The following is a 26,675-nucleotide window of genomic DNA, read 5'->3' on the forward strand; positions in this document are numbered from 1 at the left end:
CGCTGCCCCGGGGCCAGGGGCTGCTGCGAATGAGTACCTCATGCGACAGGCATGTCGCGTGCGGCCAATTTGCCGACTGATTGACGGGCTGGCGCGCGCATCGCGTGGCTTTGCGGGCCGCTGTCCGCCCTGCCCTGCCGCAGTGCGTCGAGCTCGGCCATCACGGCGGCCAGCACGCGCCGGTTGCTGCCCAGCGCCACGTGGCCGACGCCGCCCAGCGCCAGGTTGCGCGCGCCCGCCAGCTCGCTCGTGATGCGCGGCGACACGATGTTGTCGTGGTGGGTGTAGATCGAGGTGATCAAGGCGCGTTTGGCCGGGTCTTCGCTCGCGTCCAGCGCCTGCAGCCAGTCGCAGGCCGGACCGTCGGGCGTGAGGCGCCCCATCTGGGCCGCGTTCAGGCCGATCCCGAACGACGCCAGGCAGGTGCCGTGGTGCGGAGAACCGATGGTGATCAGGCGCGCCAGCCGCGCGCTGCCGAAGGCGCGCATCCAGGCCCGCCCCACGACGCCGCCCATGCTGTGGCCGACGATCGCCACCTGCGACGCACCGCTGCGTGCGCACAGCTCGTCGACCCTGGCCTCGACCTGGGCCGCGTAGCCGTCGATGTCGCCGGTGAGCGGCTCCAGGTCGAGCGTGGCATGGCTGATGCGGGCATTGTCCAGCAGCGGCGCCAGGTGCGCCCAGTAACCGCTGTTGCAGCCGTAGCCGTGCACCAGCAGTACCGGCGGCAGCGGCGCATCGGGATGGATCCGGATGTGCGGCCGCGCACGCGCCATGTGCCACGAAGTGAGCAGCATGCTGGACCTGAATTCCTCGGCCAGCATGCGCAGGCGCGCGGACCGGCGCAGGCGGAACGCAGGCGGGGTCGGCCCGGCCACGCGCGCGCTGAGCAGGAAGTTGTTGAGGTTGATGACCAGGCGCACCAGCACCACGGCGGCGACGCCGAACAGCGCGCCCTGCCACGGGGCAGCGTCGAACCAGTGCACCGCGCCCAGGGCGATGCCGAGGGCGATGGCTGCCTGGATCAGCAGGATGATCTGGAGAAGACGTCGTGCGCGCATGGCGCCAGTGTACGTCAGTTGCGCCGCGCCCAGCGCAAGGCTCGGCGGACGCGCCGTCAATCCTTGCGCGGCGGCGTATTGTTCGCGGTGCTACTCATGATTGCGCGTGCGATGCCGCGCAGGATATTGACTTCCTCGGTCTCGAGCCCGGTGCGCGCGAACAGGCGCTTCAGGCGCGGCATCAGCTTCTTCGGATTGTCGGCATTCAGGAAGCCGATCGCCACCAGCGCCTGCTCCAGGTGCGCGTACATGCCGTCGATCTGGCTCACGCTGGCGGCGTCGCCGTGGAAGCCCACGCTGCCGGCGTCGATGCCGTCACCAAGCGCCGCCATCCGCGCCTCGTAGGCCAGCACCTGGGCCGCCTGCGACAGGTTGAGCGACGAGTAATCCGGGTTGGCCGGGATATTGATCAGGACATTGCAGGCTTCGACGATATGGTTCGGCAGGCCGACCCGCTCGTTGCCGAACACCACCGCCGGCACCAGACTCTGCTGGCTAGCGGCGTGCGAGGAAAACGCGCGCGGAGTCCACACCGGCGGCGAGAATTCGCGCAGGCGCGCCGAGACGGCGGCGGCGAAATTGCAGCCGTCCAGCGCGTCCTTGATGTCGGGGACGATGCGCGCGTTCTGCAGCACGTCGATGGCGCCGCTGGCAAACGCTACCGCCTCGGGATCGTTCAGCGGATCGGCGCATTTGGGCGCGACCAGCACCAGCTCCTTGAAGCCCATGGTCTTCATGGCGCGCGCCACCGAGCCGACATTGCCGGCGCGGCTGGTTTCGACCAGCACGAAGCGCAGACGGCTGAACAAAGAATTATTGGGAGAAGTGACGGTTGCAGTCGGGATCATTTACAATAGCGCCATCGCGCGGTGCGAACAGCGTTGACAAGAGCGGCCAGGGTCGCGATTGTAACGGGTTCGACACCGCTTTGCTCTTTTATCACTCTTCTATCAGCTGACCGTTCACGGCGCTCATTGGCGTTGGTGGGCGTTCGCGTTTTTCACGGATTAGCCTCATGCACCCAATGCTCAACACGGCCATCAAGGCCGCCCGCCGCGCCGCCACCGTCATCAACCGCGCGTCCTTCGACATCGACCGTATCGTTGTCTCTGAGAAGCAACACAATGACTTCGTCACCGACGTCGACCAGGCGGCGGAACAGGCGATCGTCGAGACGCTGCTGAAAGCCTATCCGGATCACGCGATCCTGGCCGAAGAAAGCGGCGCATCGGGCAACCTGAACGACGAGAGCGAATACGTGTGGATCATCGACCCGATCGACGGCACCACCAACTTCCTGCACGGCTATCCCAACTACTGCATCTCGATCGCGCTCAAGCAGCGCGGCGTGATCACGCAAGGCCTGGTCTACGACCCGGTCCGCAACGACCTGTTCACCGCCACCAAGGGCGCCGGCGCCTACCTGAACGACAAGCGCATCCGCGTGCGCGCCACCGAACGCATCGGCCGCGCCCTGCTGTCCTCGGGCCACGGTCCGGATCCGCGCGCGCTGGCCGAATACCTGCGCATGTACGAAGTGGTCGCCTCGCGCAGCCACGGCGTGCGCAGCGGCGGCTCGGCCGCGCTGGAACTGGCCAACGTGGCCGCCGGCCGCATCGACGGCTACTTCGAAAAAGGCCTGAAGACCTGGGACATCGCCGCCGGCGCCCTGCTGGTGACCGAAGCGGGCGGCATCGTCGGCGAATTCAACGGCGAATCCGAATACCTGAACAAGGGCGACGTGATCGCCGCCGGCCCGAAGGTATTTGGCGCGCTGGTGCCGCTGCTTTCGCCTTTCGCGTAAAATACCGCCGAGGTGCATGTCACAATCGCCGGCCTGGTCCTGCGGTGACAGGCGTTGGCGCGTGGGGCATGGCGCGAGTTGTAACCGAGTGTCGCCATGTCATGCGCTAAGCACCGTCAAAAATACTTTCCACAGTGAAACTTAGTTCACTATAATCCCTGCTAGCCGCCTGCGGCAGCGTCCGGGCGCAGCGGCCGACGTCCATCACGTCGGGCCGCGCGCCTGCATCGACCAACCCGATTTCCAGGACTGGCGCCACTGTGGCGACGGGCCGCTTTTTACTGAAAAAACATCTATGTCATTCTCCACCCTTGGCTTGTCCGACGCGATCGTGCGCGCGGTAACCGAACAAGGCTATACCGCGCCGACGCCGATCCAGAGCCAGGCCATTCCTGCCGTCCTGAACGGCGGCGACCTGCTGGCCGGCGCCCAGACCGGCACCGGCAAGACCGCCGGCTTCACGCTGCCGATCCTGCACCGCCTGTCGACCGACGCCGTCGGCGCAGCGCAGCGCAACAAGACCACGCCGCGCGCGATCCGCGCCCTGGTGCTGACCCCGACCCGCGAGCTGGCGGCCCAGGTCGAGGAAAGCGTGCGCCTGTACGGCAAGTACACCAACCTGAATTCGGCCGTGATCTTCGGCGGCGTCGGCATCAATCCGCAGATCAAGCTGCTCAAGCACGGCGTCGACATCCTGGTCGCGACGCCAGGCCGCCTGCTGGACCACGCGGCGCAGGGCACGGTCGACCTGAGCAAGATCGAAATCCTGATCCTGGACGAAGCCGACCGCATGCTGGACATGGGCTTCATCCACGACATCCGCAAGGTGCTGGCGCTGCTGCCGGCCAAGCGCCAGAACCTGCTGTTCTCGGCCACCTTCTCGGACGAGATCAAGGCCCTGGCCGACCGCCTGCTGGACAACCCGCAGTCGATCGAAGTCGCGCGCCGCAACTCGACCGTGGAAGTGATCGCGCAGAAGATCCACCCGGTCGACCGCGACAAGAAGCACCCGATGCTGTCGCACCTGATCAAGGAAAACAACTGGCACCAGGTGCTGGTGTTCACCCGCACCAAGCACGGCGCCAACAAGCTGGTCGAGCAACTGGGCAAGGACGGCATCGGCGCGATGGCGATCCACGGCAACAAGAGCCAGTCGGCGCGCACCAAGGCGCTGGCCGAATTCAAGGACGGCAGCCTGCAGGTGCTGGTGGCGACCGACATCGCGGCGCGCGGCATCGACATCGACCAGCTGCCGCACGTGGTCAACTACGACCTGCCGAACGTGCCTGAAGACTACGTCCACCGCATCGGCCGTACCGGCCGCGCCGGCGCCACTGGCGAAGCCGTGTCGCTGGTCTGCGTCGACGAGCACCAGATGCTGAAGGACATCGAAAAGCTGATCAAGCAGACGCTGCCGCGCCATGTGATCCCCGGTTTCGAGCCCGACCTGAACGCCAAGCCGCAGCCGATCCAGCTGCGCAGCGGCGCCCCGGGCCACGCCAACCGCGGCGGCCGTCCAGGCGGCGGCCGTGGCCACGGCAACGGCAACGGTGGCAACAAGCCCCGTACCCCGGGCAGCAGCACCGGCGCCGCCCCCAAGCGCAACGCCCCCCGCCCCCAATCGGCCGCCCGCCCATCGCGCGACCGCTAAGCGCCACCGAGTTCGTGAATTAGGGTCGTTAATTAGGGTCAGAGTCAAATTATTGGGAAAGATTGTCACGTCTTTCCCAATTTCTGCGTGACCTTTGTCTCAATTTCTCGGAAGCTCGTACCCAATAATTAGGGTCAGAGTCGAATTAAATGGCAACTTCAAAAGTTGTCAAACAATTCGACTCTGACCCTATTTATTTTTTGCTGTGGTTATATCGATCTGTCGTTGTTAATGGCATTTCTTCTGGCTCGCAATTGTTACTGTAAAAATCGCTGGCAGCGGATCAGTGCATTCGCGGTCAGGCAGCCAAAANTTTATTTTTTGCTGTGGTTATATCGATCTGTCGTTGTTAATGGCATTTCTTCTGGCTCGCAATTGTTACTGTAAAAATCGCTGGCAGCGGATCAGTGCATTCGCGGTCAGGCAGCCAAAAATAACGAGGGTCAGAGTCAAATTATTTGCCAATTTCTTTTAGAGTAGTTAGCTGACTACATTGATCGACCTAACAGTGCTCACAAGCACATTCTCGACAATGAGGGTCAGAGTCGAATTGTTTGACAACTTTTGAGGTTGCCCGACAATTCGACTCTGACCCTCTTAGTCTTGACGGGTGGACTTAGGGAAATAGGTGGGGCAGGATGGGGTTTTACTTCTGAGGAGTAGCCATGATTCAGGGATTGCGGACGGTGATTTATCCGGTGACTGAACTGGAGGCGGCCAAGGCGTGGTATCAGCAGGTCCTGGGGGTGGCGCCGTATTTCGATCAGCCGTTTTATGTGGGCTTCGACGTCGGCGGGTTCGAGCTGGGGCTGGTGCCGGATGGGGTGCCGGGCAGTTCGGGCGCGACGGCGTATTGGGGGACGGCGGATGCGCAGGCCGAGCTGGCGCGGCTGGTCGGACTCGGTGCGGCCGTGGAAACGCCGGTCGAGGATGTCGGCGGCGGGATCCGGACTGCCGTCGTGCGCGATCCGGACGGGAACCTGTTCGGTGTGATCGAGAACCCACACTTCGACCGCGCCAAAGTGGCGTAATTGACGGTAAGCAAGATCGAGGCAGCATCGTTTTGAAAGAATGGGATTTTTCGGGCTGCCATACCGCGCGGCCAGGGAGGATCCACGATGCTGCGTCGGATTGCTTATTGGATGTTGTTGCTGGCGACCTCGGTACTGGCCGGATGTGCTTCGCAGGGGCCGGTCAGCTTGCAGGAGGTGCGCGAGTTCGCGGATGCTTCGGCGCGTTTGGGTGGTTATGCGGAATTGTCGCGGCGGTATCGCGATACCTTCGAGCGCGAGCAGCCTTACCTGTCGCCGGTGGCCGAACGCCTGGCGCGCGAGAACGATGCACGGCGGCGCGCCGTCTATGACGACTTCGTCGCGATCCAGAAGACGCTGGTGCTGTATATGCAGACGCTCAGCCTGCTTGCCGGCGATGCCCGTTACGACCTGTCTGAACGGATTGATGACCTGGGTAATGGACTGAAGGCGAATGCCGACTCGGGCTTGCAACAGCGCCATATTGCGGCGTACACCGGCATGAGCCGGCTGCTGACCCGCGTCATCGCTTCCGGCTACCAGAATCGCAGCGTGGAAACCATGGTGCGCGACGGCGATCCCGACGTGCAGGTCCTGCTCGAGGCCATGATCTCGCTCACCCGCCTCTACTACAAGACCAACGAGAATGAAAAGAAGACCGTGCTCGGCATTTTTGATGTCGAGATTCCGTTTTCGAACCGCAATTCGGACCGCATGCTGGTCACCCTGGCCAAGGTCCACTACCTGAACAAGTCCACCGAGTACAAGCTGATCGACCGTCGCTACGAACTGGCGCTGCAGGGCTTGACCAAAGTGGCGCTCGGGCACCAGAAGATGCGCGAGAACCTGAACCGGCTGACCAACGAGGACGTGCGGCGCATGCTGAGAACCTATGGCCGCGACGTGCGCATCATTCGCGAAAACCTGAGCGGTGACTGAGGAGGCGAACATGACCAAGCCTGAGCAAACGCAAGTCACTACGACGCCACTGTCCTCCACCACCAACACGTCCGGCGGTACGCGCCCCGAGGAAACGATTGCCGGCGCTTCCTTCACTGCGCAACGCGCGCCGGCAGCCGCCACCACTGCTGCGACTATGCAATTGGCGCCGGTTGCGACCACCGCTGCTGCCCCCGCGCCATCCGCCGCCACCGATGCCGCCTCCGCCCCATCCGCCGCGCCAACCCCGCCGCAGGAAGGCGCCCTGTCCAGCATGCAGGGTGTGATCGAGCTCGCCGATCAATTGTCCGCATTCGCCGACCAACTGCACGAACGCATCATGGCCGACATCCGCGACCATGGCACGGGCCGCTTCCCGGAGCACACGCAAGACGTCCTGCGCGCCCTGCTCGACGACGAAATGCTGCTGCGCCAGCGCGCCAACAGCCTGTACGCCGACGCGGCCGCCTTCATCATCCACGACCTGGGCAGGCCGCAAGGCCAGCTGGTCGGCCTGACCAAGGATGCGGCACAAAAAATCCGCCGCATCGGCGTGATCGGCGAGGCGGCCGGACTGGTGGGCGGCCTGCTGTCACTGGCCGGCGCCGCCATGGCAGGCCAGCCGGCCGGGGTGGTGCTGGCGCTGGACAAGATTCGCCTGCACAACGACGCGCTGCAGGTCCTGTCGCCGACGCCGCCAACGGCCGCCGCCTGAGGTGGGCCAAGCCGCGATAACACCGGCAACGGCCGCTCAGCTTCAACAGCAAGTCCGGCACGGGCGGCGCACCTGCGCACGCCGCCCGTGACCGACTGCAGGATTCAACCCGGCCGCAGCTCAAACAGCCAGCGCGGCCCCTCAATACATATGCTGCCCGCCATTCATCGCGATATTCGCCCCGGTCACGTACCCCCCCGCCTCCGACGCCAGGAAGGCGACCAGTCCCGCCACCTCTTCCGGCTTGCCCAGCCGCCCAACCGGAATCTGCGGCAGGATACGGTCGCGCAGCACCTCCTGCGGCATGTGGCGCACCATGCTGGTGTCGAGATAGCCGGGTGACACGGTATTCACGGTCACCCCATGGCGCGCGACCTCGAGCGCCAGCGACTTGGTGAAGCCGTGCATGCCGGCCTTGGCCGCGGCGTAATTGCATTGCCCGAAAGCACCCCGCTGGCCGTTCACCGACGAGATATTGATGATGCGCCCCCAGCCGCGTCCGGTCATGGTTTCCAGCACCGGGCGGGTCATGTTGAACACGCTGTCGAGATTGGTGCCGAGCACGGCGTGCCAGTCTTCCGCGCTCATCTTGCGCAGGCTGCGGTCGCGCGTGATCCCGGCATTGTTCACCAGCACGTCGATGGCGCCGACTTCTTCCAGCAGGCGGCGCACCACGGCGTCGCAGGCATTGCCGTTCGAGACGTCGAGCTCGCAGGCGCGCACAGTGACGCCTTCGTCGCGCCGCGCCGCCAGCCAGCCTTCGCGCGTGGTATTGCCCGGCGAATGCGTGGCAATCACCGTGAAGCCATCCGCATGCAGGCGCCGGCATAGCGCCGTGCCCAGCCCGCCCATCGCGCCCGTGATCAGGGCTACCCGTTTCTTCATGATTCGCTCCCCTATTGTCGACCGGTCCGCAGGTGGGGCGTACCGATCATCCGAGTGTAGGGAACGATCAATATCGGTTATTGATGAGGATCAAGGCATTTCTTCAGCTCAGGCGATCACGTCTGGCCGGCTGCTGGGATCGAAATCGGCCCAGTCGCCATCGACGATATTGCCCTGGGCCCGTTCGATGTGATGGGCGCCCAGGCGGCGCAGGGTGGCGATCGCGGTGTCTTCCAATCCCGTGTCATCGAAGGCCACCGCCACCAGCATCCCGGCCGGACGCGGCGGCACCGCATTTTCGCCGCCCTCTTCCGGCTCGCCACGGTCCTTCATCTTGGAAAAGCTGAACAGCGAACCGACGTGGCCGCCGACCAGTCCGCCCACGACCGGCCCCAGCGGCCCGGTAACGGGGATGGTGGCCGCGCCCACCGCGGCGCCGACCGCGCCGCCGGTGGCCACGCCCTGCATCACGCCTTCGGGCGCCTCCTTGGCGCCCGGCGACTGGATGTGGTCGCCGCCGATGGGGGTCATGTCGTGCTGGCCCGGCTGGGTCAGGTAAAAGCCGCTGATGCGCTCGAGATCAAATCCGGCCTCGACCAGCGCGGCGCGTGCGCGGTCGACCTCGTCCTGAAGCTGGAAACGTCCTGCGATGATGGTGGACATGGCGATTCCTCCCTGATGTGGTAGCTCAAGCATGCGCCTGGCGCGCGCCGGGCTCTGTACGCCGCCGCACGCCGTCCACCGCCAACCCGACCGTCAGGGCCAGCGCTTCGGCAGCCGGGAGCCGGCGCCACGTTCACCGCCACTGGCCGTAGACCATGCCGCCGCCATGAAATTGCACCCCGGGTTCCACTTCCCGGATGATCGGCGCAGCCTGCCACTGACGCGGATCGACCCGGTAATACCTGAGGAATTCCTGGTACAGCGCCGGATGGCTGGCCGCCAGTTCGTAAGGCTGCTCGAAGAAGCTTTCGGTGGCCACGGCGAAGAATTCGGCCGGGTTGGTCGCGCCATAATGGTCGAGCACGCCGTGCCGGCCCCACATCGCCTCATGGCGCAAGGTGGCGAAGTCACGCGACAGCACCTCGGACCAGCTGCGGTAGCGCTCGCTGCTGCCGAGATACGGCGCGCCGTTGGTATTGCCCGATTCGCTGTCGAGCTGGTGCGCGAATTCGTGCAGCACCACATTGTGTGCCGGACCGCCGCTGCCATCGGCGCGGCGCACGTGCTCCCACGACAGGATCACGCGCCCGTCGCCCCAGGATTCGCCCAGCAGATCCTGGCGCTCCTCGGTCACCACGCCGGAAGCGTCGAGCTGGCGCCGCGGCGCCAGGAAAGCACCGGGATACAGCAGCACCATGTCCAGGGTCGGATAGATCGGCCCCCTGCCGTCCTCGCCTACCCGGCCCAGCAGCAGCAGACAGGCCTGGCCGGCGATCGTCACCCGCATTTCGTCGGTGACCTCGAGGCCGGCGCAGCCGACAAATTTCTTTTCATGCAGGAAGCGCTGGACCATGCGCCCCAGCCGTCCACGCTCGTCCTCGTCCATGCCTTGATACTGCGAGACATTGCGCGCCAGGATGGCGGCGCGCTCTGGCGCCAGCGGCCGCGCCAACGCCCGGCGCAAGCGCCATTTCGGCGCCAGCCAGGCCGCCAGCAGGCCCGCTCCAAGCAGGCCGAACAGCAAAGCTTCCATCATCCGGCCCCGTCGGCGGCGCGCCTGGCCGGCTGGCCGGCGAAGCGCTCGGCCAGCCAGTCCTGCACCTCGTCCGCGCCGCCGATCAGTTCTCCACCGACGAAAACTTGCGGCCAGGTCATGCGTCCGGTCACGCCGCGCAGCACGATGGTGTTGATGCGTCCGTCTTCGGGGATGTCGGTGAAGTGCACGTCGTGCTCGCGCAACGCTTTCTTGGCGCGCGCGCAATGCGGGCAGCCGGGACGCGAGAACATGACCACCGGTTCCGGCACCTCGGCGTCCGGCGCCAGGTAGGCCAGCATGGTGTCGGCGTCGGACACCTCGAACGGATCGCCGTCGCGCTCGGGTTCGATGAAGATCTTCTCGATGATGCCGTCACGCACCAGCATCGAATAGCGCCACGAACGGCGACCGAAGCCGAGCTCGCGCTTGTCGACCAGCATGCCCATGCCCTCGGTGAAGTCGCCATTGCCGTCCGGGATCACGGTGATGTTGCCGGCGTCCTGGCCGGCCTTCCACTGGTTCATCACGAAGGCGTCGTTGACCGAGATGCACAGCACGTCGTCGACGCCGTGCGCGCGCAGCACCGGCGCCAGTTCGTTATAGCGCGGCAGGTGGGTCGAAGAACAGGTCGGGGTAAACGCGCCTGGCAGCGAGAACACCACCACGGTCTTGTCCTTGAACAGTTCGTCGCTGCTGAGGTCGCGCCACTGGTCGTCGGGGCGGGCCTTGAAGGTCACGTTCGGAACGGGCTTGCCTTCCAGCGTATCGGCACTCGGTAACATCGTCACTCCTTGCATTGGTGGGGGCCGGCATGCCGGCACGATGGCAGGAAGGTGTGGATTATTGACCGGATTTCAACAACGACCGCGCAAATTGTCGAGCAAGTAGCGCCGAAAAAACAAAACCGCGCACAAGGCGCGGTGTGAATGACGACAGCGATCGTCTGGCCGATTCGGCCGCGGGTCTCTACCGCGGCAGGATCGGGGCGCGCTATGGGGCGCGCTAAAGAAAGGTATTACTTGGCGTTCTGCTGGCCTGGGGCCGGTCCGAACAGTGCGGCGACCAGCGGATCGCGCGCCACCGGGCTGCGGTTGACGCGGATCGCGTAATGGGTGTCGTCGGCCAGGATGTGGAAGTGGCGGCCGCTGCCGGCCATGTTCTGCTCGCGCAGGCCCGGACGCTCCTTGCGCGGGGCGGCGCCTTCGCGCTTCGGCTGGCAGATCGCGGCCAGGAAGGCCTTGACGCGCTCCGGATCCGGCGAAATCTGGTACACGGCCTTGCCCAGGTAGGTGGCGGTGCCCTCGATGTAGCGCGCCAGCTCGATCACGCCGGCTTCGCGCAGGTCGCGGATGTACTTGCGGGCGCCCGACGGCGAGAACTTGAGGAACCAGGCGATCTCGTCGGCCAGCATTTCGTGGTTCGAGAGCTCATTGATCAGCTTTTGCATGTTTTCGATACGGCGCTGGGTAGCCGAGGTCGAACGGACGCGCTCGATCGGCGCCAGCGAAATCGGCGCGCGCTCGGTCGGTTGCGGTGGGACGCGCTCGATCAGTGCCGAATTGCTGGAAGTGTGCACTGCGCCGGTTTCGCCAGATACCGCGTTGTGCTGAGTCGTTGCATGCATATTGGTGAGCTCCAAAAAATAGAGTGAGACTGTGTGGTCCGGGTCGCTGTGTGTCGTATGACACCCTGACAACATCTCGGTTCCGTTTAACTGGGCTCAAGATTGCCTGCATCAGACACCATGGTCTGTGCGCCATCCAACATTCAACAAGATTCCTGCAAGCATTTTCAAAAATGCCCACAAGCGCCCCCGGCGAGGGCTGTCATCTGTATGGATGGGAAGAAGGATTGCTGCAAGTAAGCGTTATCCTACAACGCCGACGCATTCAGGCGGCGCACGGTACGAATCCGATGGCAGACCGCGACACCATGTCATTGAAATTCGTTATGAGAAAGGGATGACGTCATTATGTGAGATCTGGCACATACGTAGCATGACAGCACCGTTACAGTTCGTTTCACTAAGGAAATGTGATTTTTAAAGCACTGTTGTAAAATCGCACATGCCGTTTCGTTGGGTGCGCTACCGCACCGAGAGTATGGAACTTGCACTGTTATTCTTTATCCAACATCGCTGCTGACGTATGCGTTGTCATCAACTTTAACCTACGGGAGTTACCTGTGAATAATACGAAGAAGATCGCCCTGGCTGCTGCACTGCTGTGCGCATCCGGCGCCACCCTCGCCCAAGAGATCAACCCATCGTGGTACATCCAGCCAAGCGTTAACCACGTGAAGCCGGACGCCGACTTCGGCGTGGATGATCGCGATACGGGCGGCGGCCTGAAATTCGGTAAGGCCGTGCACCAGAACTGGGACATCCAGGTTGGCGCCAGCCAGACCCGCTTCGAGCAAGGTCGTAACGAGTATCGCCAGACCCTGCTGGGCGTGGACGCTCTGCTGATGCTGAGCCGCGATCGCTTCCGTCCGTTCGTGCTGTTCGGTATCGGCGCAGAACGCGACAAGGTCAACAACCCAATCCGCAACGTCGAGAAAAACTCGCCGTACGCCACCGTCGGTATCGGTTTCCAGGCCAGCCTGACCCCGCAATGGTCGCTGCAAGCCGACCTGCGCACCGTGCGCGGCTTCCTGCGTGACGACGAACTGTTCGGCTTCAAGCGCAGCAACAACAAGATGCTGACCGTCGGCCTGAACTATGCGTTCAACCCGCCGCCAGCAGCGCCGGCACCGGCACCAATCGTCGAAGCACCGGCTCCGGCACCAGCTCCGGAACCAGTCGCTCCGCCGCCAGCACCGCAGCCACGCTTCCAGAAAGTGACCCTGGAAGCCACCAAGCTGTTCGCCTTCGACAAGGCTGAAGTGATCACCCCGGCACCGAAGCTGGACGAGATCGCAACCGCCCTGCAGGCCGACACCTCGGTGACCAACGTCGAAATCACCGGCTACACCGACCGCCTGGGTTCGGAAAGCTACAACCAGAAGCTGTCGGAGCGCCGCGCCAACGCCGTGCGTGAATACCTGGTCGGCAAGGGCATCGACGGCAACCGTCTGCGCGCTGTCGGCAAGGGCGAAGCCAACCCGGTGGTCGAGTGCAACCAGAAGAAGCGTGCTGAGCTGATCGCTTGCCTGGAACCGAACCGTCGCGTGGAAGTCGACCAGATCGTGGTCGAAGTCCCGGTCCAGCAGTAATTCCTGTGGCATGACGCCGGCCGCATTATCGCGGCCGGCAGTCTGCAATCGAGGGGGCTTCGGCCCCCTTTTTCAATGGAGGATGGGTTAATGGCAGTCAAAAAATGGTTCCCTTATTCAACCCAGCTCGTGAAAGTCATGAAATGCGCGGTATTGGAGTGGCTCGACCACCGCGCCTCCAGCAAGGGCGCCGCGCTGGCCTACTACACGCTGTTCTCGATGGCGCCGATCCTGGTGCTGGTGATCGCCGTGGCCGGCTTCTTCTATGGCACCGAAGCGGCGCAGGGGCAACTGCTCAATGAGCTGCGCAGCCTGGTCGGCGAACAGGGCGCGCAAACCATCCAGGCGATCCTGGCCGGCGCCCAGAACAAGGAGACCGGCTTTTTCGCCACCGTCGTCGCCACCCTGCTGCTGATCGTCGGCGCCACTACCGTGTTTTCCGAGCTGAAGGACAGCCTGGACGAGATCTGGGGCATTCCCGCGCCGCCCGACGCCGGCATCTGGGGCATGATCCGCACCCGCCTGCTGTCGTTCGGCCTGATCCTGGTGCTGGGCTTCCTGCTGATGGTGTCGCTGGTGGTGAGCGCGGCGCTGGCCGTGGTCGAGAAATTTATTGGTGGTATGTGGCAAGAAGCCGCGTTCATCATGGGCTGGATCGCCTGGGCGGTCAGCTTCCTGGTGATCGCCACCTTGTTCGGCGTGATCTACAAGCTGCTGCCGCGCGTGCACCTGTCGTGGCACGACGTCACCATCGGCGCGCTGGGCACGGCGGCGATGTTCACGCTCGGCAAATTCGGCATCGGCCTGTACATCGGCAATAGCGGCGCCACCGACAGCTTCGGCGCCGCCGGCTCGCTGATCGCCCTGCTGCTGTGGGTGTACTACTCGGCGCAGATTTTCTTCCTGGGCGCCGAGTTCGCGCGCCAGTATGCGCTGCAGATGGGTAGCCTGCGCAACAAGCCGAAGGAAATTACCGGCGCCGAGCCGCGCACGAGCGACGCGTAAGCCAGCTGCGGCAAGCACGACGGCAAACCGGGCCGGGGCATGACGCCCCGGCCCGGTTTTTTTATGTGGAACCGTGAATTCAGGAAAAGAGCGGCAGACTCATTCGCCGAGCAGCTCGGCAATGATCTCCATGCCCTCGACGCGTTCGGCCACGACCTTCAGCACCATCACCACCGGTACGCCCAGCAGCAAGCCCCACACGCCCCACAGCCAGCCCCAGAACAGCAGGCTGACGAACACGGCGGCCGGATTCATGCGCGCGATCTTGCCGGTCATCCAGGTGGCGACCACCATGCCGACCAGGGTGGCGATCGCCAGCGACGCGCCGGCCACCAGCATCACCATGCTCATCGACTCGAACTGCAGGAAGGCGACCATGCCGGTGGCGGCCGTGATCACCAGCGGGCCAAAATATGGCATCAGGTGCGCCACGCCCGAGAAGGCGGCCCAGGCGCCGGCGTTTTCCAGGCCGATGGCGCGCAGCGCGCCCCACATCAGCAGCGCCAGCAGCACGTTGGTCACCAGCAGCATGAACATATAGCTCTGGATCGAGGTATTGATGTCGTCCAGGATGTGGACCGTGATTTTCTTGCGCGAAAGCGAAGGCCCGGTCAGCTTGACCAGCTTGCGCTTGAAGGTGTCGCCCGCCAATAGTAAAAAGAACACCAGGAACACCACCATCGTGCTCTGCGACAGGAAGGTGGCCAGGCCCATCGAGCCGGCCAGCACCCAGTCCATGACGCGGATCGGCGAGCTGGACTCGGCCGGCGGCAGGTTCTGGCGCCGCGGTGCGGCCTTGCGCGTCTCGCTGCCACCATTGCTGCCGACATTGCTGGCGGCGCGCTCGATCTCGGCGGCGGCGGCCTGCATCTGCTGCAGCGTCGAGCGCTGGCCGCTGGTATTGGTGAGGATGCGCGTGATCTTGTGGGTCAGCGTCGGCAGTTCGTCGATGATGTTGAAGAATTCGCCCTGCAGCCGGTACAGGGTGCCGGCCATGGCGCCGACGATGATGGCGGTGACCAGGGTGGCGCCGACGATGCGGCGGATGTGCCAGCGTTCGAGCCAGCGCACCACGGGATTCAGGGTGTAAGCGATCAGGATGCCGAGCAAAAGCGGCACGAAGAATTTTTGCGCCCACTGGAGCGCGAACACGAAAGCGATGGTGGCGAGGATGCCGAGCGAGAGGCCGCGCGCATTGACGTGCAGCGGTACCCGCAGGCCGCCCATGTGCAGGGCGAGTTCGTCGCCGCCACGTGCGTCGGTGTGCGCATGGGCCTGTGCGCGCGGGTCGGCGCCGCTGGGCGGCGCCCCCGGGGCGGTCTGGTCAGGCAAGTTGGCCGGCGATGCCGGATCGGATTGAGCTAGCTGCATGGATGTTGCCTGAACAAGTAACCGGGCCGCCCCGGCGATCCGGCTATTATTTCACACGGATGTCGTTTTTGACCGAAGTCACGCCCTTTACGCCACGAGCGATCTCAACGGCGCGTTGCGCGTCGCGCGCATCAGCCACGAAGCCCGACAGCTGCACGTCGCCCTTGAAGGTTTCGACGTTGACTTCGCGTGCTTTCACGTTCGGGTCGTTGACCAGGGCCGCCTTGACCTTGGTGGTGATCACGGCGTCGTCGATGTACTCGCCGGTGCTCGACTGGTTGTTGGTCGACGAGCAGCCCACGGCGGTGATGGCCATGGTAGCGACGAAGGCGGCGGAGATGAGGTTTTTAGCGATTTTCATGATGGCTCCTGTTAGTGGTCATGGTGAAGCAAATACCCTTGCGGGCGGGTTGCGCGGCGCCGGCAAGCCGGCCCGCAGGTTCTTTCACTTGCCGTAAGCCGTCCGGGCCGTGCTCACGCACTGGTCCTTGGCGGCGCCGGCGAAGGCGTCGCACTTCTGCAGCGCGACGTGGTATTCGGCAGTCAATTTCTCTTCATTGGCATCGAGACGCGCCTCGATCGCCTTGCGGTCGGCCCGGGCGTCCGCTTGCGCCGCCACCAGGGTCGCCTTGGCCTGCTGCAGGCATACTTCGCGGTCGTTGCCGGCCAGCGCCGTGCAACGCGTCTTGTCGCGCTCGTGGTAAGCGGCCGCGATACGGATCCGTGCCTGGGTGTAGGCCGACAGCGTGTTCCTGTAGGCGGCAGTGGCTTCTTCTTCGGCGCGCACCCGCACCGCATGCGCATCGGCTTCGCAGATATCGTGCGCGGTGCCGGCCAGCGCGTCGCAGCGCGCCTGCGCCACTTCGTAGACTGACTTGGCACGGTCGAGCGCCAGTGAATGGGTGGCTTTGGCATCGGGCGCAGTCGCGGGCGCAGCCTGCTGCGCGCCGGCCTGGCCCAGCCAGCCCATGGCGAGCACTGCGATCAGCACCTTGCCCGACACTTTCTTGCACACCAGCTTCATGCAGCCTCTCCGATTCTCTGTTGATAAGACACGTTTCGCATTGCGATGAGTGTCATCTTTACATGACAGGACAGCAAATTCTGTACGATGCCGAACACAAGAAAGCTGGTCAGCAGCAAGCTTTACATCAGGGGAAAGGTGGGTGCGGCAACGCACAGACCCTGTCAACACGCCTGCATAAGCTGGTCCCATCCCTCTTATCAGGAGAACAACATGAAAGCTTCCCGTACCTTCGTGGCCGCCATCCTGGCCACCAGCGCCATCCTCACCGGTTGCGCAAGCAACAGCAGCCAGCCTTACGGCGGCGGCTACAGCAGCAATTCCTCGGTTTCGCAAGGCTATGGCGTGATCGAATCGATCCAGGTCGCGCAGGCCGACAACCGTACCAGCGGCGCGGGCGCCATCCTCGGCGGCCTGGTCGGCGCAGTGGCCGGCAGCCAGATCGGTAGCGGCGGCGGCCGTACCGCAGCCACCGTGGCCGGTGGCGTGGCAGGCGCTGCCGTTGGCAACCGTGTCGAATCTAACCGCAACGCCGGCGGCCAGGAGATGTACCAGATCAACGTGCGTATGGATAACGGCGAATACCGAGCCGTGACCCAGGACAGCGCCTACGACCTGCGCGTGGGCAACCGCGTGCGCATCGTCGACGGCCGCGTTTATCGTTACTAAGGCGTTATTGATCGCATGCGATCCGAACGGATCGCATGAACTGATGCGGACCGCGCCGGAAATCTGTTCCGGAAGCCGGTCCGCGTTCCCACGCCGGCGTCCTGCCGGCGTCTTCGAGGATGGAGGTAAGCATGCACCATTCCACGCATTTCACCCGTTCCACCAATTCCATTGATCCGAACCGTATCGGTCGCGCCGTGCGCGCCTGCGCGCTGGCGGCGCTGACGTTTGCCGCAGGCCTTGCCTCGGCCCAGGAAGCCGGCTCCGGCACCGACCGCGTGGTCGATCCGACCGCCGCGCGCCAGCAGGCGCAGGAGATCGCGAAAGGCGATCCGCCGCGCTGGTACCGCAACGATAGCGAGCAACAGACCCTGCGCAAGGAAATCGGCGCCGCCCTGCAGGAAGCGCAGAATGCCTGCCGCCAGCAACCGGCAGGCGAGCGCAAGGCCTGCATGCAGGAAGCGCGCTCGGCCTGGCAGCGCGACATGGCGCAGCTGCGCCCAGCAAGCCAGCAGTAATTCGGTACAGGTGATACCCGCGGGCCGGTCACGCCGTCCGGCCCGCGCCCATTCCCGGATTGCCTGGGCACGCGTCGTTGCGCGGCGCGTTCAGCCCGATTTCTTTTTCTTCTTGCGCCCCGGCGGCGGCAGGGGATACACGTCCGCCACCAGCGTGCTCTCGCCGATCTGGCGGCTGGGCGCAGCCGCGTCGTGCACCACCAGCAAGCCCTCCTCGCTACCGTCGGCATGCGTGTACAGCGACATGCCTTCCGGATGGTCGACGCCGTGGCCGAACGGCAGGTCGAACACGCGCTCGAGCACGCCGGCCGCGACCACTGTCTCGCGCGCGTCGGGGGCGCCGGCTGCCCCTGGCCAGCGCCATACCGCCACCGGTCCGTCCAGGTCCATCGTCGGCCCGGACAGGATCAACAGGTCGGCGCCCTGCACGCACAGGTCGCGTATACCGAGGCCCTGCAAGTCGAGAAAGTGCTTGCGGTACAGCGTGCCCTCGGCATCGAGCGGCGCCAGCCGCAGCCAGGCGGGATCGCGGTCCGGCGCCAGAGCGACTTCGAGGATCACGGCCCAACCGCGCAGCACCGGACCGCGCAGGCCGAGCAGGATGCGCTTGCCGGCGATCGCGATGCCCTCGATGTCGAAGCCATTGTCCTTGCCGGGAATAGCCAGGAACGGCGCCAGGTGCTCGTCCTCGCGCAGCAGTGCCGTCAGTTCGTTGCCGTGCTCGTCGCCGCGCAATAACGCCGCGGTGCGCCGCTTGCCCTTGTGCTCGACCTCGCGCATCAGCACGTGCCCGCCCTCCTGTTCGACGACCGGAATGCGCGCCAGCAGATAGCGGTTGCCGTCGGCGCTGACGCTGGCCAGGCGTTTGTGGGCGCGCCGGATGCCGTCGCCCGGGTCCGGCTGCTTGCGGCGCAGGCTGTGCGAGCCGGTCAGCCAGAGGTACTTGCCATCGCTGGCCAGCCCTTCGATGTCGGCTTCGTTGATGCGTTCGCCTGGCGCATTGCGCGGCGGCAGCGGCAGCGCCAGGAAGTCGTGCAGCGCAAACTGGCGGTGCGCGCCAGCGAAGCTGCTGCGTCCGGAACTGTCTTCGGGGGAAATGCTCAGCCGCTCGATGCTGAGCGACTCGTCGTTGGCCAGCCACAGGGTCGATCCCATGCGCAGCGCCACCGACAGGCCGTCGCGCAATTCCTTGCCGGGACTGAGTTCGTCATGATCGGGATGAAATTCGAGCAGCACAATATTGCTCGGATGCGTAGCGAACGATTGCATGTGGCCTCGGGTGGCGATGTTTGCCACAGCATACTGCATGTGTTTGCCATTGTGCGCCGGGTCCGCTTGCAAGGCGGCCAACGTGACAGTGTGCGTCATCCTGTCAACCGGATGCGTGCAGGCGCGTTGAATGCGCAGCGCGTCGCAGTTCGCGCGCGGGCCTGGCAGCTTGGCCAGGACAAAAAAAGACGGCGTCCAATCCCCGATTGAGACGCCGCTCAAGCCCCACCATATGCTGTTTGATGCGCCGCCGTTCGACTTGCCCATCACGCCCATGCCGCAGCGCCTGGCGCGGGCATCGACGCACTACGACGGCTGGCACATCGCGCCGGCAATGACGCCGGCGCATACTCCTGCAACCTCGTCCGGAGCCTCAGTCCGGCAATTGCCGGGCGCGCCGTCGGTTGACATACCAGCCCAGTGCGCCAAGCACCAGGGCGGCGCCGGCCGCCTGCTTGCCCATGCGCCGCTGGCGCACGAAATTCACCACTGCCAATGCGTATGGCATCAACACCGACACATTGGTGCCGGTCGGTTTCAGCAGGGCATCGGCCCGCGCCCGCAGCGCCCAGGTGGCGTGGTCGATCGCCGAGTGCAGCATCACCTCGGGCTTGGCCGAGTGCTGGATGTGCGCCTTGGCGTGCGCCACGCCTGCGCGGAAGAACTCGCCTTCGCGCAGCAGTTCCTGCTTGCGGGCCGCCGGATCCAGGCTGTGCTTGTGACCGGCCAGTCCAGTCGTTCCGTCATGATTGTGCATGGTTTCCCCTTGTGGTGTCGCCGCCCTTACAGCAGCATCTCGCGGTCGTTCTTCAGTTCTTTCATGGTCGCCGGGAAGGCCAGCTTGTTCTGGCGCAGCAGCGCCATCCCTTTCGCCACCAGCACCGCGGTGGCGAGCGCGAACACCGCGAACATCACCAGCAGGATGGTCCAGCCCATCGAATCCCAGGCCAGCGCCACGATCGTCACGGTGCCGTAGGCGATGGCAAAGCACACCGCCAGCAGCGCCGCCGCGAAGATGGCGACCAGCTCGATCACGTGGTTGCGGATCTCGGACAGCTCGAGCGCCGCCAGTTCCACGCGCGAGACCGCCAGGCCGAACAGGCTCTTGAACAGGCTCGAGATCCCGCCCATCAGGCCGGGGTTGTGCACGATTGTTTCGTTCTTGTCCACGACAGCTCCCGGCGTCTTATTGTTTACGGCTCAGCAGGATGCCGAGGACCACGCCGACACCGGCCGCGATCGCCATCGTACGCCAAGGGTTGTCCTTGACATAGACATCGGCGGTATGGGCCAGTTCCTTGCCCTTCTCCACGGCCTGGGTCGGCACCAGCTTGGCGTTGCCCAGTGCGCGGTCGAGCAGTTCCATGCCGCGCGCGCGCAGTTCCTCGGCCTTCTCGCCGGTCAGCGAGGCGGCCGCGGTCAGCATCGATTGCGCATCGCGCACCAGCGCCTTGATGTCGGACTGGGTCGCATAGGTGCTGCCGCTGATCGGATGCATGGAACTGCCGTGGTTGTTGCGGGAGGTGTCAAGCATGGTGTACTCCTGTATCGGTATGGATGGAAAAACCTGGCTTCAAGCCAGCAGGTCGCTCATGTCGTCGGCGTGTTCTTCTTCGACGGCCATGATGTCGACCAGCAGTGCGCGCGTGGTCGGATCCTTGTCGCCGATCGCCGCGATCATCTGGCGGTACGACTCGATCGCCACCCGCTCGGCGATCAGGTCGGCGCGCACCATCGCCTGCACGTCGGTCGAATCGTCGTACTCGGCGTGGCTGCGCGCGCTCAGCGTGGCCGGGTTGAAGTTCGGCGAGCCGTTCAGCTGCACGATGCGTTCGGCGATGCGGTCGGCGTGGTCCTGCTCCTGCTGCGCGTGCTCGAGGAACTCGGCCTTGATGTGACCGGTGTTGGGGCCGCTCACCGTGTAGTAGTGGCGCTTGTAGCGCAGCACGCACAGCAGTTCGGTGGCGAGCGCGTCGTTGAGCATCGCGATGACCGCTTCGCGGTCGGCCTGGTAGCCCTCGGTGACGGCGCCGTCGTCGAGGTTGGCCGCCGCGCGGCGGATCGCCGCGATGTCAAAGCCGTGCGCCAGGTTGGTCTTCTGTTCCATAGTGATTCCTTGTTTCGTGAGTCAGTGGTACCGGATCGGCGCGCATCAGCGCATCGCTGCGCGCGGAGGAATCTGCGCCCCCTCGTTGGAAAGCACGATCTCGACCCGGCGGTTGAGCTGGCGATTGCTCGCCGTATCGTTGGACGCTACCGGGAACGCTTCGCCATAGGCCTTCATGGAGATGCGGTCGCGCGCCACGCCCATCGAGCCGAGCGCCGTCGCCACCGCGTTGGCGCGGCGCTGCGACAGTTCCTGGTTGTGGGTCGAGCTGCCGGTACTATCCGTAAACCCTTCGACCAGCACGGTGCGGTCCGGGTTCTGCGTCATCACGTCGGCCAGCTTGCGCAGGGTCGACATTCCGTTCGGATTCAGGGTCGCCTGGTCGGTGGCGAACAGCACGTCGCCGATCGTCACCACGTAGCCGCGCTCGGTTTTCACGGCGTGCAGATCGACCAGCAGCGCTTCCAGCTGGGCCGCGCGCTGGGCCAGCGCCGCGTTCTGCTGGTTGGCGGCGTCGGCTTGCGCCTGGGCCGAAGCGGCCTGCGCCTGGGCTTGCTGGGCCTGGGCTTGCGCCGCTTCGGCTTCGCGCTTGGCGCGTTCGGCTTCGGCGGTGCGCGCTTCCAGGCGCACCTGGTCGCGCTGGCGCGAGGCATCGGCGATATCGGCTTCGGCGGCCTTGCCCTTGGCTACTTCCTGTGCGGTGGCGATGCGCTGCTTGGCGACGTAGGCCAGGCGGTCGATGTCTTCCAGGCTTTCGCGGCGCGCGGCGGCCTGGTTGGCCTGGTCGAGCGCTTCGCTGGCCTGCTTGAATTCGAGCGGCGCGTAGGTCGACACCTGCGGGTTGTTGTTGGCCGAGACGAAGTCGGCGCGGGCCTGGTCCAGGGTCGGCGTGGTCACCGGTGCGCTGGCGCAGGCGGCGGCCAGCACGGCGGCGGCCAGGATCGAGACGGCGGATTTGCGGTTTTTCATGTTCTTGTTCCTTTTCTTTTTCAGGCGCCTCGGTCGGCGCGGACGATTCGAACGGCGGTGTGGGTTGCGGGCCGGTGGACCGGCATACTGAGATTACTGGGAGTTGACGCGGTCGACTTCCTCGCGCAGCACGCGCAGGTCTTCATTGAGCTGGGTCGAGGCGGTGGTCGCCTTGGCCGAGACAGCCTTGCTCTGCGCCAGCTTGGCGTCGGCCTGGGCCTGGATCGCCAGTTCGCGCGCCAGCTTGTAGTCGCGCGCAGCCAGCGCCTGGTTGGCGCGCACCATCTTTTCGCGGGCAGCGGTAATCTCGGCCGGGGCCAGCTCGGCGGCGCCGGCGGACACGGCGTTTTCCACCGCATTGCGCGACACGGCCACGTCGGCGGTTGCCGGCGCCTGGTCCGGGCTGGCGCAAGCGGCCAGGCTTGCCAGCAGGGCGACGCAGCCGAGGCGCGCCAGTTGGGTCATCGATTGTTGTTTGCGCATCGCTTTTCTCCTGTTCAACGACGTAGATATGACAACGAGTGGGTCTGTTGACGTTATAGACCCGTAATTGAGCGTGATCAGTACGCTGACGCACATTGTCTCTTAGACCATATTGCCTTGCACAGCCGAGCGTGCGGCAACCCACGCAACGCCCGCTGCGTCGACCTCGGCGAGTCCCCGGAAACATGTCGTAACAACCTCGCCCCGACATTGTGTGTTGCCGAACAGAGCAGAATCCGGCGCGCGCTTACGCTGTCACCAACACATTGATAAATGAATATCGGAATGAGTGGAAAACGCAGCGCGGCCACGATCGGATGCATCACTGTCCTCCTGGCCGCCCTGGCCGCCACGTCCCTCGCGGGATGTGCGTCCGGGCTGCCCGACCGGGCGGCCCTGGCGAACGAGGCCGACGACGCCGCCATCACGGCCGGCGTGCGGGAAGCGCTGGCACGCGATCCACGAGTGACGGAATCTGATGTCGATGTCAGGACGTATCAAGGAATTGTCCGGCTGAGCGGCTATGTCGCCTCAACCGACAGCGTAGGCGCCGCGGCCTCGGTCGCGCGCACTGTAAAAGGCGTGAGATCGGTCAGGAATGACCTGCGCTTGAAATAACCCACCACAAGGAGATCACCATGAAAACCATCAAGAACCTGGTCGTAACCGTTTCGCTGGCAACCGTCGCCCTGGGCATGGCAGGCTGCTCGAACATGTCGAAGCAGGACCGTAACACCGCGATCGGCGCCGGCGCCGGCGCAGTCATCGGCGGCGCCCTGACCGGCGGCAGCGCAGTCGGCACCGTGGGCGGCGCAGCCGTCGGCGGCGTGGTCGGCAACCAGGTCAAGACCACCAACTAATCACACATTTCCAGGTTTCACACACACACCGCGAACGCCCGGCATTGCCGGGCGTTTGTCGTTAACGGATCACAAACAGGATCACGGGCAGGATTACGGACACGGCGACATAACGGATACGGCGCGATGGTACAGACGGCGCGCAGCAGGCCCAGGCGGCGCATCCGGCCGCCCTCATAGCGCATCAGCGCAATCAGTGGAAGAACAGCGGCAGGACTGCGCAGCGCAGCAGCCGGCCGGCTCAGAGCACCCCATGCACCGGCAGCGCCCCCGCCTCGCGCACGATCTGGTAGCAGGTGCAGGAGGCGGCGGCCAGCCCCTCGGGATCGAGGATCTCGATATTGCCGCGGCTGTAGTTGATCAGGCCCTGCTGCTGCAGCGCGCTGGCGGCCTTGGTCACGCCGACCCGGCGCACGCCCAGCGCATGGGCCAGGAATTCATGGGTCAGGTGGAAGCGGTCGCTTTGCAGCCGGTCGCGCGTCACCAGCAGCGAGCGCGCCAGGCGCGCCTCGAGCACATGGAAGCGGCTGCACACGGCGATCTGGATCGCCTGCGCCAGCAGCGAATCGGTATAGCGGTACAGCACCTGCTGCAGCACCGGATTGCGCGCTACTTCTTGCTGGAAGCGCGCGCCGTCCATGCGGCTGGCGCTGCCGGCGCGCTGGACCACGGCGCGCACCTGGGCCGTGTCGTGGCCGAGCGCGACGGTGGCGCCGAGCATGCCCTCGCGTCCGACCTGGCCGACTTCGAGCGTCATGCGGCCTTCGGCCACGCCCAGCAGCGAAATCAGGCAGTCGTGTGGAAAATGGATGTGCCGGATCGGATCGCCCGGCTCGCACAGCACCTGGCCGGCCGCCACCGTGACCTGGTCCAGCTGCGGCAGCAGCTGGGCCAGTTCCTGGGGTGGCAGCGCGGCGAGCAGCAGATTGCTGCTGTGCTCGGCGACGGGCGGATGGGCGGCGAAATTCATCGGGTCCTCGCTGGCGAGCGCGCGGGATCGTGGCCACGCGGGTTCGCCGATACATTTGCAAACAATTTCAGGCAGCGTAACCGCCACCCTTGAGCGAGTATGTACGGTGACGCACGGAACTGCTTGTTGTTCCTGAGGACAATCTTCGTACGAACGAGGCCATACTTCCCGATGGCCGGACAAGAAAGGAACACGACATGAACACGCCAAACACGCCATCCGGCATGCCGCCCCCGCCCCCAACCGCGCGCGGCCGCACCCATCCCCTGCTCCTGATCGCCGCGCTGGCCGTGGTGCTGTTCTGCCTGGTGGGCACCGCCGCCATCCTCGGCTGGCTGCCGTCGTCGGTGGGCGGCAATGCCGAGCGCCAGCTGAGCGAAGCCGACCGCCTGGCGCTGGCGGCGACGCTGCCGCAGGACCCGGCCCAGGCGCCGGGCTACGCCGCGGTGCCGGTGGCGCCGCCGGCGCAACAGCTGGCGCCGGTCGCACCGGCGCCGGCACCTGCACCTGCGCCGGCAACCGCCGCGCCGGTCAAGGACAGCAAGCCGACCCAGGTCGCCAGCGCCGAAAGCGAGCGCAACTGGTGCTCGAACTGCGGCAACGTCGAATCGGTGCGCACCATCACCACCCGCGCCGAAGGCAGCGGCCTGGGCGCGGCCGGCGGCGCCGTGGTCGGCGGCCTGCTCGGCAACCAGATCGGCGGCGGCAGCGGCCGCCAGCTGGCGACGGTCGCCGGCGCCATCGGCGGCGCCGTGGCCGGCAACCAGATCGAAGGCAATATGAAAGCCACCACCAGCTATGAAATCCGGGTGCGCCTGGACGACGGCACCCTGCGCACCTTCCGCCAGAACAGCCAGCCGCAATGGCGCAGCGGCGACCGCGTGCGCATCGTCAAGGGCCGTTTGCGCTCGGTGGCATAAGCGAACACTGCAATCGATATGCGACGCGCATGCGCCGCAAGGTACTAGCACATGGCCGGGATCGCGCAAGCGACCCGGCCAAAGTTTTTCTCACAGGCAATGTGCGACAACGCACGGACCAAATGATGAGCTAAACCGAAAATGGTTCCACGCTGAAATGTATGGCGGGCACATCAACCGTGGGAGAAGCATATGAACAGCCTGACATGGATCGGCATCATTGTTTGGGGACTCTTACTGACCGGTTTCGGCTTGTTCTCGGCCGGCCCTGGCGCGGACGCCCAGGGCCACCTGCAAGCGCACGACGTCGTGTTCCTGGTGGCCGGCGGCCTGCTCACCTGCCTGATCGGCTGCACCGGCCTGATGGGCCTGATGGGCTGGATTCCGGGGTTGCGCAAACAAAAAAATTGCGTTTAACGTACGCCATCGAACGGTACAACGGCACAGCTCAGTACATACTGGAATCACAGCGCAACCAAGGCGCATTCTCTCAAGGAGATCCATCATGCTGTACACCATTGCTGTCGTTCTCATCGTTCTCTGGCTGCTGGGCCTGGTGACCTCGTACACCATCGGCGGCTTCATCCACATTCTGCTGGTCGTCGCCGTCATCATGGTGCTGGTGCGCCTGATCAGCGGCCGTGGCATATAGAATAATCATCGGTACGACCCGTAACATCCAATCCGTTTCGCGGTCGCGCCTCCCAAGGCACGACGGCGAAACGGATTTTTCATTTATTTGAGGAGACTTCCATGTACTCGAAACTGACCAAGTCGGCCGCGGCCGCAACCATCGTTCTCATGACCGCCAGCGGCTGCGCCGACATGTCGGCCACCCAGCGCGGCACCGCCACCGGCGCCGGCATCGGCGCCGGTCTCGGCGGCCTGATCGGCGGCACCACCAGCGGCGGCGGCAGCGGCCGCGCCACCCGCGGCGCGGTCATCGGCGCGGCCGCCGGCGCCGTGATCGGCAACATCTGGTCCAAGCGCATGGAAGCGCAGAAGCAGCAGATGGAGCAAGCCACCCAGGGCACCGGCGTGCAAGTCTCGCAGACCGCCGATAACCGTCTGAAGCTGGAAATCCCGAGCGACATCTCGTTCGACACCGGCCGCTCGGACATCAAGGGCAACTTCCAGCCGATCCTGCAGCGCTTCGCGTCGACCCTGCAAGAGAACCCGAACACCAACGTAGTCATCATCGGCCACACCGACAGCACCGGCAGCGACGCCATCAACCAGCCGCTGTCGGTCGACCGCGCCTCGCGCACGCGCGACTACCTGGCCGGCCGCGGCGTGAATCCGAACCGCATCACCATCGAAGGCCGCGGTTCGCGCGAGCCGATCGCGTCGAATGCCGACGCCTCGGGCAAGGCGCGCAACCGCCGCGTCGAGATCTATGTCGCCGAGCCGGCACAAGGCTAAGCGCTCCGTCGTTGTATGGACAAGGCCGGCTTCTGCCGGCCTTTTTCTTTGGCGCTGTCACCGTAAGCTATTGATGGGTTTGATTGCGAT

At 65.0% G+C, this 26,675-nt stretch carries 33 protein-coding genes; 15 read left to right on the plus strand and 18 right to left on the minus strand.

Going from position 1 to position 26,675, the window contains the following annotated elements; translation table 11 throughout:
* Positions 1-38 precede the first annotated feature (38 nt).
* Together QPK27_RS14985 and QPK27_RS14990 are read right to left on the minus strand one after the other, a co-directional pair.
* A complete protein-coding gene (locus QPK27_RS14985; protein ID WP_290419052.1) occupies positions 39-1,061 on the minus strand; it encodes a triacylglycerol lipase in 1,023 nt (340 codons plus the stop codon).
* Positions 1,062-1,117: 56 nt separating this feature from the next.
* Positions 1,118-1,909 carry an RNA methyltransferase gene (locus tag QPK27_RS14990; protein WP_290419053.1) on the minus strand — a complete coding sequence of 264 codons (792 nt, stop codon included), beginning with the start codon at positions 1,907-1,909 and terminating at the stop codon, positions 1,118-1,120.
* A gap of 176 nt (positions 1,910-2,085) precedes the next feature.
* Between QPK27_RS14990 and QPK27_RS14995 the strand changes: the two genes are divergently transcribed.
* From QPK27_RS14995 to QPK27_RS15015, 5 genes are all read left to right on the plus strand, one after another.
* Positions 2,086-2,865, plus strand: coding sequence for an inositol monophosphatase family protein (locus tag QPK27_RS14995; protein WP_290419090.1), 780 nt, complete (start codon positions 2,086-2,088; stop codon positions 2,863-2,865).
* Between the two features lie 295 nt (positions 2,866-3,160).
* Complete coding sequence (locus QPK27_RS15000) at positions 3,161-4,516, plus strand: DEAD/DEAH box helicase (RefSeq protein ID WP_290419054.1); 1,356 nt, start codon at positions 3,161-3,163, stop codon at positions 4,514-4,516.
* Positions 4,517-5,181: 665 nt separating this feature from the next.
* A complete protein-coding gene (locus QPK27_RS15005) occupies positions 5,182-5,547 on the plus strand; it encodes a VOC family protein (RefSeq protein WP_290419055.1) in 366 nt (121 codons plus the stop codon).
* Positions 5,548-5,634: 87 nt separating this feature from the next.
* Positions 5,635-6,486, plus strand: coding sequence for a hypothetical protein (locus tag QPK27_RS15010; protein ID WP_290419056.1), 852 nt, complete (start codon positions 5,635-5,637; stop codon positions 6,484-6,486).
* Between the two features lie 10 nt (positions 6,487-6,496).
* Positions 6,497-7,201, plus strand: coding sequence for a hypothetical protein (locus QPK27_RS15015; protein ID WP_290419057.1), 705 nt, complete (start codon positions 6,497-6,499; stop codon positions 7,199-7,201).
* Positions 7,202-7,342: 141 nt separating this feature from the next.
* On the opposite strand, the gene phbB is transcribed toward QPK27_RS15015, so the two are convergent.
* The 5 genes from phbB to QPK27_RS15040 all read right to left on the minus strand — a co-directional run bounded on the left by phbB (position 7,343) and on the right by QPK27_RS15040 (position 11,409).
* Positions 7,343-8,086: an acetoacetyl-CoA reductase gene (phbB, locus tag QPK27_RS15020; RefSeq protein WP_290419058.1), complete on the minus strand. Its 744-nt coding sequence runs from the start codon at positions 8,084-8,086 to the stop codon at positions 7,343-7,345.
* Positions 8,087-8,194: 108 nt separating this feature from the next.
* The gene (locus QPK27_RS15025) at positions 8,195-8,749 is read right to left on the minus strand and encodes a hypothetical protein (protein ID WP_290419059.1); all 555 of its coding nucleotides are present in this window, start codon (positions 8,747-8,749) and stop codon (positions 8,195-8,197) included.
* A gap of 133 nt (positions 8,750-8,882) precedes the next feature.
* Positions 8,883-9,782 (minus strand): zinc-dependent peptidase, encoded by a 900-nt coding sequence (locus QPK27_RS15030; RefSeq protein WP_374047073.1) that lies wholly within the window; start codon positions 9,780-9,782, stop codon positions 8,883-8,885.
* Positions 9,782-10,567: a glutathione peroxidase gene (locus QPK27_RS15035; protein ID WP_290419061.1), complete on the minus strand. Its 786-nt coding sequence runs from the start codon at positions 10,565-10,567 to the stop codon at positions 9,782-9,784. Before QPK27_RS15035 ends, QPK27_RS15030 begins: the two co-directional genes overlap by 1 nt.
* A 233-nt stretch (positions 10,568-10,800) precedes the next feature.
* Positions 10,801-11,409: a winged helix-turn-helix domain-containing protein gene (locus QPK27_RS15040; protein ID WP_290419062.1), complete on the minus strand. Its 609-nt coding sequence runs from the start codon at positions 11,407-11,409 to the stop codon at positions 10,801-10,803.
* A 560-nt stretch (positions 11,410-11,969) separates the two neighbouring features.
* Here QPK27_RS15040 and QPK27_RS15045 point away from each other — a divergent pair.
* Together QPK27_RS15045 and QPK27_RS15050 are read left to right on the plus strand one after the other, a co-directional pair.
* On the plus strand, positions 11,970-12,998 hold the full coding sequence (locus QPK27_RS15045) for an OmpA family protein (RefSeq protein WP_290419063.1): 1,029 nt from the start codon (positions 11,970-11,972) through the stop codon (positions 12,996-12,998).
* A 90-nt stretch (positions 12,999-13,088) separates the two neighbouring features.
* The gene (locus QPK27_RS15050) at positions 13,089-14,003 is read left to right on the plus strand and encodes a YihY/virulence factor BrkB family protein (protein WP_290419064.1); all 915 of its coding nucleotides are present in this window, start codon (positions 13,089-13,091) and stop codon (positions 14,001-14,003) included.
* 99 nt (positions 14,004-14,102) lie between these two features.
* Here QPK27_RS15050 and QPK27_RS15055 read toward each other — a convergent pair whose 3' ends face one another.
* The 3 genes from QPK27_RS15055 to QPK27_RS15065 all read right to left on the minus strand — a co-directional run bounded on the left by QPK27_RS15055 (position 14,103) and on the right by QPK27_RS15065 (position 16,398).
* Positions 14,103-15,374, minus strand: a complete 1,272-nt coding sequence (locus QPK27_RS15055) for an AI-2E family transporter (RefSeq protein ID WP_290419065.1) — start codon at positions 15,372-15,374, stop codon at positions 14,103-14,105.
* A gap of 46 nt (positions 15,375-15,420) precedes the next feature.
* Positions 15,421-15,735, minus strand: a complete 315-nt coding sequence (locus tag QPK27_RS15060) for a BON domain-containing protein (protein WP_290419066.1) — start codon at positions 15,733-15,735, stop codon at positions 15,421-15,423.
* A gap of 84 nt (positions 15,736-15,819) precedes the next feature.
* On the minus strand, positions 15,820-16,398 hold the full coding sequence (locus tag QPK27_RS15065) for a hypothetical protein (RefSeq protein ID WP_290419067.1): 579 nt from the start codon (positions 16,396-16,398) through the stop codon (positions 15,820-15,822).
* A gap of 213 nt (positions 16,399-16,611) precedes the next feature.
* On the opposite strand from QPK27_RS15065, the gene QPK27_RS15070 reads away from it, so the two are divergent.
* Both QPK27_RS15070 and QPK27_RS15075 read left to right on the plus strand, forming a co-directional pair.
* Complete coding sequence (locus QPK27_RS15070; protein WP_290419068.1) at positions 16,612-17,067, plus strand: glycine zipper 2TM domain-containing protein; 456 nt, start codon at positions 16,612-16,614, stop codon at positions 17,065-17,067.
* A gap of 131 nt (positions 17,068-17,198) precedes the next feature.
* Complete coding sequence (locus QPK27_RS15075) at positions 17,199-17,585, plus strand: hypothetical protein (protein WP_290419069.1); 387 nt, start codon at positions 17,199-17,201, stop codon at positions 17,583-17,585.
* 90 nt (positions 17,586-17,675) lie between these two features.
* Here QPK27_RS15075 and QPK27_RS15080 read toward each other — a convergent pair whose 3' ends face one another.
* The 7 genes from QPK27_RS15080 to QPK27_RS15110 form a co-directional block, all read right to left on the minus strand.
* Complete coding sequence (locus QPK27_RS15080) at positions 17,676-18,854, minus strand: DUF3616 domain-containing protein (protein ID WP_290419070.1); 1,179 nt, start codon at positions 18,852-18,854, stop codon at positions 17,676-17,678.
* 373 nt (positions 18,855-19,227) lie between these two features.
* On the minus strand, positions 19,228-19,611 hold the full coding sequence (locus QPK27_RS15085) for a hypothetical protein (protein ID WP_290419071.1): 384 nt from the start codon (positions 19,609-19,611) through the stop codon (positions 19,228-19,230).
* Positions 19,612-19,637: 26 nt separating this feature from the next.
* On the minus strand, positions 19,638-20,024 hold the full coding sequence (locus tag QPK27_RS15090) for a phage holin family protein (RefSeq protein ID WP_290419072.1): 387 nt from the start codon (positions 20,022-20,024) through the stop codon (positions 19,638-19,640).
* Between the two features lie 16 nt (positions 20,025-20,040).
* Positions 20,041-20,388 (minus strand): YqjD family protein, encoded by a 348-nt coding sequence (locus tag QPK27_RS15095; RefSeq protein ID WP_290419073.1) that lies wholly within the window; start codon positions 20,386-20,388, stop codon positions 20,041-20,043.
* A 39-nt stretch (positions 20,389-20,427) separates the two neighbouring features.
* Positions 20,428-20,961, minus strand: coding sequence for a bacterioferritin (locus tag QPK27_RS15100; RefSeq protein ID WP_290419074.1), 534 nt, complete (start codon positions 20,959-20,961; stop codon positions 20,428-20,430).
* Between the two features lie 45 nt (positions 20,962-21,006).
* Positions 21,007-21,930: an OmpA family protein gene (locus QPK27_RS15105; protein ID WP_290419075.1), complete on the minus strand. Its 924-nt coding sequence runs from the start codon at positions 21,928-21,930 to the stop codon at positions 21,007-21,009.
* Between the two features lie 93 nt (positions 21,931-22,023).
* Complete coding sequence (locus QPK27_RS15110; RefSeq protein ID WP_290419076.1) at positions 22,024-22,413, minus strand: DUF4398 domain-containing protein; 390 nt, start codon at positions 22,411-22,413, stop codon at positions 22,024-22,026.
* A 285-nt stretch (positions 22,414-22,698) separates the two neighbouring features.
* Here QPK27_RS15110 and QPK27_RS15115 point away from each other — a divergent pair, with 285 nt between their 5' ends.
* Both QPK27_RS15115 and QPK27_RS15120 read left to right on the plus strand, forming a co-directional pair.
* Positions 22,699-23,031, plus strand: coding sequence for a BON domain-containing protein (locus QPK27_RS15115; protein ID WP_290419077.1), 333 nt, complete (start codon positions 22,699-22,701; stop codon positions 23,029-23,031).
* A gap of 20 nt (positions 23,032-23,051) precedes the next feature.
* A complete protein-coding gene (locus tag QPK27_RS15120; RefSeq protein ID WP_290419078.1) occupies positions 23,052-23,273 on the plus strand; it encodes a glycine zipper 2TM domain-containing protein in 222 nt (73 codons plus the stop codon).
* Positions 23,274-23,514: 241 nt separating this feature from the next.
* Here QPK27_RS15120 and QPK27_RS15125 read toward each other — a convergent pair whose 3' ends face one another.
* Positions 23,515-24,243, minus strand: a complete 729-nt coding sequence (locus tag QPK27_RS15125) for a Crp/Fnr family transcriptional regulator (RefSeq protein WP_290419079.1) — start codon at positions 24,241-24,243, stop codon at positions 23,515-23,517.
* Between the two features lie 197 nt (positions 24,244-24,440).
* Between QPK27_RS15125 and QPK27_RS15130 the strand changes: the two genes are divergently transcribed.
* The 4 genes from QPK27_RS15130 (at position 24,441) to QPK27_RS15145 (ending at position 26,585) form a co-directional block, all read left to right on the plus strand.
* Entirely contained in the window at positions 24,441-25,163 is a 723-nt protein-coding gene (locus QPK27_RS15130; protein ID WP_290419080.1) for a glycine zipper 2TM domain-containing protein, read from the plus strand.
* Positions 25,164-25,355: 192 nt separating this feature from the next.
* Positions 25,356-25,580: a hypothetical protein gene (locus tag QPK27_RS15135; protein ID WP_290419081.1), complete on the plus strand. Its 225-nt coding sequence runs from the start codon at positions 25,356-25,358 to the stop codon at positions 25,578-25,580.
* 88 nt (positions 25,581-25,668) lie between these two features.
* Positions 25,669-25,815, plus strand: coding sequence for a lmo0937 family membrane protein (locus QPK27_RS15140; RefSeq protein WP_290419082.1), 147 nt, complete (start codon positions 25,669-25,671; stop codon positions 25,813-25,815).
* A 101-nt stretch (positions 25,816-25,916) separates the two neighbouring features.
* On the plus strand, positions 25,917-26,585 hold the full coding sequence (locus QPK27_RS15145) for an OmpA family protein (RefSeq protein ID WP_290419083.1): 669 nt from the start codon (positions 25,917-25,919) through the stop codon (positions 26,583-26,585).
* Positions 26,586-26,675: the final 90 nt, after the last annotated feature.

The sequence above is a fragment of the Massilia sp. YIM B02443 genome (assembly GCF_030411955.1).
Classification (GTDB): Bacteria; Pseudomonadota; Gammaproteobacteria; order Burkholderiales; family Burkholderiaceae_D; genus Telluria.